This is a genomic window from Halomonas salinarum (genome assembly GCF_012062845.1).
Classification (GTDB): Bacteria; Pseudomonadota; Gammaproteobacteria; order Pseudomonadales; family Halomonadaceae; genus Onishia; species Onishia salinarum.
Map to the genome: position 1 here is coordinate 1 of NZ_WWNB01000034.1, position 6,865 is coordinate 6,865.

At 55.4% G+C, this 6,865-nt stretch carries 5 protein-coding genes and 1 pseudogene; 3 read left to right on the forward strand and 3 right to left on the reverse strand.

The annotated features are described in order from the left end of the window. Positions 1-132: 132 nt before the first annotated feature. Positions 133-402 (forward strand): hypothetical protein, encoded by a 270-nt coding sequence (locus tag HF027_RS15265; protein WP_168017115.1) that lies wholly within the window; start codon positions 133-135, stop codon positions 400-402. A gap of 279 nt (positions 403-681) precedes the next feature. On the opposite strand, the gene HF027_RS15270 is transcribed toward HF027_RS15265, so the two are convergent. Further along, on the reverse strand, positions 682-1,740 hold the full coding sequence (locus tag HF027_RS15270; protein ID WP_168017117.1) for an SDR family oxidoreductase: 1,059 nt from the start codon (positions 1,738-1,740) through the stop codon (positions 682-684). Between the two features lie 145 nt (positions 1,741-1,885). On the opposite strand from HF027_RS15270, the gene HF027_RS15275 reads away from it, so the two are divergent. Beyond that, positions 1,886-2,845, forward strand: a complete 960-nt coding sequence (locus tag HF027_RS15275) for a LysR family transcriptional regulator (RefSeq protein WP_168017119.1) — start codon at positions 1,886-1,888, stop codon at positions 2,843-2,845. A 465-nt stretch (positions 2,846-3,310) separates the two neighbouring features. On the opposite strand, the gene HF027_RS15280 is transcribed toward HF027_RS15275, so the two are convergent. Next, entirely contained in the window at positions 3,311-5,290 is a 1,980-nt protein-coding gene (locus HF027_RS15280; protein WP_168017121.1) for a hypothetical protein, read from the reverse strand. Positions 5,291-5,632: 342 nt separating this feature from the next. Here HF027_RS15280 and HF027_RS15285 point away from each other — a divergent pair, with 342 nt between their 5' ends. Next, on the forward strand, positions 5,633-6,352 hold the full coding sequence (locus HF027_RS15285) for a Crp/Fnr family transcriptional regulator (protein ID WP_245184882.1): 720 nt from the start codon (positions 5,633-5,635) through the stop codon (positions 6,350-6,352). A gap of 340 nt (positions 6,353-6,692) precedes the next feature. Here HF027_RS15285 and HF027_RS15720 read toward each other — a convergent pair. Then, a pseudogene (locus HF027_RS15720) lies at positions 6,693-6,865 on the reverse strand (IS701-like element ISCARN75 family transposase); the annotation flags it as partial.

The window sequence follows — 6,865 nt, forward strand, 5'->3', positions numbered from 1 at the left end:
AGGGCGCTTCCAGGCCCAGGCCGAGGGTCAGAATCTGGGTGCCGTCCATGCCATGCCTCCTGTTCAAGTGGAGGTCATATCCTGGCCCAGATCAGGGGGCGAATTCCACACCCAACGACGAAGAGCCGCAAAATGGGTGTTCGTATTGAGTTTGATGACAGCGTGAGCGTTGCAACCCGCGAAGCGCTCGCAAAGATGAAAACGGGCCTGCAAGTTGACCCGTCAAATATCCTGACGGGCGATCTGATACGACTCTTCCCAGAGGGGAGTGATGAGGGTTACACATTCCGCTGCGTTGCTCGCAGGCATGACCTTACCCCTGATAACACCAGCCATGACTTAGACTCCGGCGAAGACTCAGATGCAATCCTGACCTTCATTTTAGGCGCTCCGATCCTATGATGGGCGATCTCGCCATGCCGGATTCGTTGACCGCATAGCGGGTTACTCGCTTTGCATTTCCCGCCAGGCATCATCCATTTGCAGTTTCACGGTCACAGCCTCGTCTGGCTCGGCCGGGCCAGGCTTGGCGAGGTAAGACGGGGCGCGGCTTGGTAAGGCGCGGCAAGGGTTGCAAAGCGTGCAGTGACCGTTTCGTGCGCTGTGCCATGCCTATTCACCTACAGAAAAGCTCGACACCATGCGGCGCCGGGCTTATTCATCGATCCCGTGTCACCAAGCTCAGGGGATGATCTTCTCGGCGCGAAGCCGGTCGAACAGATCAAAGAAGGCGCTGCGTGTTTCGCGGAAGTGGTCAAAACCGAAATCGCGGGACTTGGTAGTGTCGTTGACACATTCCTGTTCGCGCCCCAGGTCGGCGTCGGTGTGCCACCAGGAAGCCAGCTTACCGACGTCCGGCTCGACGAGATCGTGCTTCGCGGCGATGTCGCGCCAGGTCGATTCCGCATCAGCCATCTGGTGCTCCAGTGGCTGCGGCGTCTCGGGGCAGTCAACCACTTCAAGGTCGAAATACTCGCCAATCTCATGCCACATACGGCGCCAGCGGAAGACGTCTCCATTGACCGTGTTGAAGGCCTGATTCGCGGCACCCGGTGTGATCGCTGCCCACTCCATCTGCCGTGCCAGTACCAGTGCATCTGTCATGTCGGTCAGCGCATTCCACTGCGTCTGCGATCCTGGGAACACGAACGGCTGGCCAGTTGCCTTGCAGATCGATGCGTAGGCAGCAATCGTCGTGCCCATGTTCATGGCGTTGCCACGGGCATAACCGATCACGGTGTGCGGACGGTGTACGTTCCAGGCAAAGCCGTGACGCTCAGCGGCCTCGAACAGCACGTCTTCCAGCGCATAGTAGAAGTTATCGCCCGGTACGCGCGGCTCGGATTCGCGGAACGGGGTCTCGATGCGTCCGCTACCGTAGGCCTCGAACGATCCCAGATACTGTTTGGTCCCTGTCACTAGCGAGGCATGTTCCAGGTTATCGCTATCGAGCGCCTCGAATAAATGACGCATCATTGCACTGTTGGCCTCGATATTGGCCTTCTCGTCGTCGCGACGAATCCAGGTGCAGTAGAAAACATGTGTAATCGGTAAGCTGGCGAGCGCTTGCTCGGTGGCTGGCTTGTCTAACAGGTCAGCGGCAACGGGAATCACGCCGCTCTGCTGGGTGGCGCGGCGGGACAGGCCGTAAACGGTCCACCCACTAGCAACGAGATATGAAGCCAGATTACCGCCGGTAATGCCGGTGGCGCCCACCACGAGTGCTGTACCTTTACGCAAAATTGATCCCCTTTCCGATGAGAGCTTCAGAATCTGACGTCAACGCCAGATGAGAGCTGCAGTTTGTTAGAGAGGTTTCTTTGCTACAATCCAAAGCATCCGAAATCTTTATTGCGTAAAGTGCAACCATGTGGGGTCGGCTCTGATGGATCTTAACGCCTTACGCGTATTCGAGCGCGTCGCTGCTACCGGTAGTTTCACCGCCGCCGCACACCACTTCCATCGTGCAGTATCGTCGGTCTCGCGGCAGGTTCGCGGTTTGGAAGAATCGCTAGGTCAGCCATTGTTTTACCGGCACACTCGCGCCGTAACTCTGACCGAGGCGGGCTGGCGCTATTATGAGGAAGTGCGCGATATCCTTGAGCGTCTCGACCTAGCAACCGAAGCGTTAAGTCAACCACATATGGAAGCTCGCGGCGTATTGCGCATTAATGCGCCTGTCGCCTTTGGGCAGCGCCAGATCGTGCCCTTGCTCCACCGATTTCAACGTCGCTTTCCCGCTATACAGGCGGAACTACTGTTGAATGATCGCGTTGTTGATCCGGTTCGCGAAGGGCACGACATCACCTTTCGGGTGGGTAATCTTTCCGACTCTTCCTTGGTGGCACGACGGCTGGCGTCGATGAACTATGTCGTGGCCGCATCCCCTGAATACCTGACAAAACGAGGAAAGCCCGAGACACCCAAGGCGCTAGCAGAGCACGATTGCCTGGTGTATCAGGGCGAACTAGGCCGTCAGCGCTGGTATTTCCAGCAAAACGAGGCATCGAAAGAAGTGGTTTATGAGGTTGATGGAAGTCTTGCCAGTAACGATGCCGAGAGTCTGGTCAGAGCTGCATTGCTCGGCCAGGGCGTGGTCATGTTCCCCACCTGGCTGATCGCCGAGGAACTTATGCAAGGTACGCTGTTGCCACTGCTAGATGAATGGCGAGGAGAGGTCATGCCCGGCCACCGTGGTCTTCATGTGTTAACCCCTGAACGGCGACTTAAAACCCCCAAAGTGCGTGCCTTCATGGATTATCTGTTCGAGACAGTGCTGCCAGTGCCTCCTTGGGATCGTTGGAGAGAAAGCACTCTCTATGTGAGGCCCTCGGGTCGGCGGTGACATCGATAAAGCCCATGCGGTTAGGGCGTGAGGCGCGGTAGTCGTTGTAGGAGTCGCCGACCATCACTATGTTTGTACTTGATGAGGGCATAGCGGCGGATCCAAGGTGAGGCGACCCGCAGGAAGGCCGCAAACTCCCCGTCGCTGATATAGCGATCGGCGGGGCTCGACCTTGAACTTATCGACTGGTGTGGCCGGCTCCAGCCCCACGGGGCTAGCGGTGCGGCATCGGCCGCAGAGTGCGAGCAGGCCTGGAGCGCCGGCAAGGTATTGTGGAGTGCGTACTGTTGGGGACGCTTTTGAAGCCGACAACGAAGAAGGTTCTTTTGCTTGGTTGAGTTGGGCCAGCTAGCCCAGCCAATGCGGGAAAGAGTGTGCGTCCATGAGCAGGTATCTCTAAAGGCATCTACCTACAGGATAGCTTTCCAACACGTAACGGGGCATAGCCAAACTATTGGGATGAGTTTACTCATAGCTTTTAACCCAACTGTTGCGGCCAAGCTCTGTGGCGCGGACAACGTCTGTTCCAGGAACCAAAGATATATCTCCCAGCTCTCTGGGGTCGTAATGAAATACACACAAACGTGAAGCGAATGCTGCGAACGGTAGTGATGCTTCACCAGCACGCTCACCATGTTCTTCTGTTGAGCAGTAAACACCTTGGCCCCAATCCTGTCCGCTGTCATTGTTGGGGTTGAAAAAATAGAGGCGTACCTCACCATCGCGATCAAGGTTGACTCGGATAATGGTAATGGCATGGCGTCCAACGAGCCGCCCGCCACTATCGGTGACAGCAATACCGGCTGGCTGCGGATGAATAACGGGTATATTGCTATTGTAATAAGGGTGATAGCAGGCATAAAAGTGGCGGATAAAATTCTCGTACTCATGAATTTTTCCTGTTACCCGACTAATAGCACTAAGAAAGGCATGCCCGACCCACCAGCCATACATTTCCGGATTGATCCAGCGGTGCAGGTCGTCGTCTCGTACCCCGCATAAGCGGCCCATCTCGCCATAAATGCGATCAAGGTGAGGTATTAGAACCAATGAAACCGGATCCACATCGTTTGGTGGTTCCTTCGCAAGGCCTGGTTCTAAGTACTGAGAGGTAATATGCTGGCCCTCAAAACGCATGATGACATCGTCATCACGAGCGGCCCAGGCCACCAGTTGCAACAGATAATCAGCGTCGTTGAAGGACCACATGGAAAGCCCGATGACCGACTGACAAGTCGGGTTATTACCCTGGCCAATACCCAATGGTTGCCCCAATAGGCTCAAAACGCCGGCCAGTAAATAGACACGCGGAGGGTGTGCATCACCGAAAACCGCAGTCAATTTATCGGATGCTGACTGACACAATATCAGTTCCAACTGCCGCCATAGGCCCGACGCTACCGGCGGAGAAAAGAGAGATCCGCGTTCAAGAAACAAGGCTAGGCCATAGACAGCCTGACAGGTTTTCGGATGAACTACCTCATCAATCAGCTTGAGCACGATCTGACGGTAGCTCTGAAAGACATCGTTGCCGGTTATACTCAGGCCCAATGCTAGGGGTATAAGGTCATCTCGGTTCCCCCGCAGGTGTCTCAACAGCATCGGATGATACGCAGACACCATGCCTGTCTCATGCATGGCATTGGCATAACTCTGCGCTTCTTGTCTTAGTGCGGGTTCATCCATGGCGTTCAGACGTTCGCTGTATACCGCAAAGCCCGGGTCATCGCGACAGCCCAGCGTCGGACCAAATAACGCACTGACAAGACGTGCTGCTTTATCCATGCCCGAGGTTTCGATTGCCGGATCAAACAGACATTTAGCAATCTGACTGACCATCTGCTTTATGCTGTCCGTTTGTATCGGGCGCTGGGCCAGCAAACGCTGCACCTCATCCACCAAGCTGTCGAGAATGCTTTCATAGCCCAGGCGGTTGAGCAAAAACTGATACAGCGAATTAACAATCTCACCAAGCCTTTGCGAGCGCTGCCTATCCGCCTCGCTCATTTGGCCTGAAAGAAGATCCAGGTTCAGTGCGGTCACCTGGGTCAGAAAGTTTCTGGCCTGCTCCGCGGAAATTCCAGGATGAATATACTCCCCCATTGCTACCGCCAATAAACGAAGCTCACTCAGCACTTCGATAGACGTGTATGGCGAAGCCCCATGGCGTAGCGTTCTCACGGCAAGGGAGGGGCGCAGAATGGCGGGCTGGTCCCAATCACTGTTGGCAAATACCCCCTTGGCCTCTATTACCGATACACGGGCATATAATGCATCCAATCCACCGGGAGCTTTCATAACATGAAGTGCCGCGTCCAGCACTTGTGTATTGTAAGCCACGGTGCCGTTGAGAAGGGCAGCCCCGAGCTGTTGCAGAGCCTCGTCGAAGTTTGCAACAGCAGCGTTGGTATCTGAATTTGCATCTGAATTGGCAATCGTCGACATATTTTCCCTACCCATTCAACTTACCCAGCACCATCCGGTTCTGGAATTTTTCCTAGTTCCATAGAAACTTAACCCTCTTGCCAGTTTATTTTCGGCTAGAGCTTTGGTCTGTGCGTTACCCAACAGAAAATTTTCGTATTCCGGATCCCGGATGATCAAATCGCCTATACAGGTACGTATTATCCATCAGGCAGATGACGGTACAGGTGGCATTTTTTGAGCGGTTCGACCACGCTTATGTGCGCTAGCGTACAGAGCTTGCCTTGCGGCGTTCTAAACTAGGAGCGCCTATCACCGTGCCTTGGAATACCTGATACAAGCGTTTGACATCATGAGACAACCGTGAGCATTGCGACCAGAAATTGTGCGTCACACAGGGACAAGGATAGATTTTTAATGCTGGAACCGACAGTTTTGCAGCAAAACGCGCTGCTTGGAATGCTACCGCGTGAAGAGCTTGAAAGTCTGTTGCCATCTTTCGAAAAAGTGACGCTGACCTTGGGCCAGTCGCTGTGCGAATCCGGCCAGCAAATGAGCCATGTCTACTTTCCCATTGATGCCATCGTCTCGCTGCTGTGCGTAATGGAAGACGGCGCTTCGACTGAGATTGCCGTCGTGGGCCATGAAGGGGTCGTCGGCGTATCGCTATTCATGGGCGGCGAAACTACCCCCAGCCGCGCGATCGTGCAGAGTGCAGGAACGGCCTACCGCCTCAAGGGCCATCTGCTAAAGAACGAATTCTACCGCGCCGGGCCCATGCAGCGGCTGCTCTTGCGCTATACCCAAGCCTTGCTGACACAAATGGCGCAAACAGCGGTATGTAACCGTCACCACAGCGTCGATCAGCAGCTATGCCGCTGGCTACTGCTCAGCCTCGACCGCCTCCCAGGCGACAAGCTGGTCATGACCCAGGAGTTGATCGCCAACATGCTGGGTGTGCGCCGCGAAGGGGTCACCGAATCGGCGGGCAAACTGCAAAAAGCGGGCTTGATCTCGTACAACCGTGGCCACATTACCGTGACTGACCGCCCTGGGCTCGAAGACCGAGTCTGCGAATGCTAAGAGGTGGTCAAGCGCGAGTATGACCGACTACTCAAGTACCCGGAAGTGGTTTGAATGACTGCCCCGCCACCGCCGTCTTAACCGATTCCGTTACTACGACGTTATGTACGCTAGTACTACAGTCGTAACTACTGCCGTGATCGTTCATGCATGGCTAGTCGGGCTTGTTGCTGCCGACAGTGGCATTGCCAAGCCCGGTACTGGTGCTTTCGTCGCCAGTCCGACCAATGAAGCACATGGGACAAGGCTTGCTGCCCTTGCCATAGCCATCTCCCTATTAGTCGCCTGAGCTCGGAGAGTGTCCACTGGATCCTGCCGGCAACGGCTTTTTTTGCTGCTGGCTCGCTTGCCGAATCGCCATCAACAGGGCGTGGGCCAGCAGCGACAAGGTGATGTGGCGATGCCAACTGGCCCAGCGCCTCACCTCGTACTCATCCAGGCCGCATTCCCCCTTCGCCGTCTGAAAACCCTGCTCGATTTTCCAGCGCTGACCCGCGACCCGAACCAGTGTCT

What these genes read in the sequence shown, in the direction of transcription:
- HF027_RS15275 (WP_168017119.1), top strand. Translation starts at nt 1,886, where the DNA reads ATGGATCTTAACGCCTTACGCGTATTCGAGCGCGTCGCTGCTACCGGT.
- HF027_RS15280 (WP_168017121.1), bottom strand. Translation starts at nt 5,290, where the DNA reads ATGTCGACGATTGCCAATTCAGATGCAAATTCAGATACCAACGCTGCT.
- HF027_RS15265 (WP_168017115.1), top strand. Translation starts at nt 133, where the DNA reads ATGGGTGTTCGTATTGAGTTTGATGACAGCGTGAGCGTTGCAACCCGC.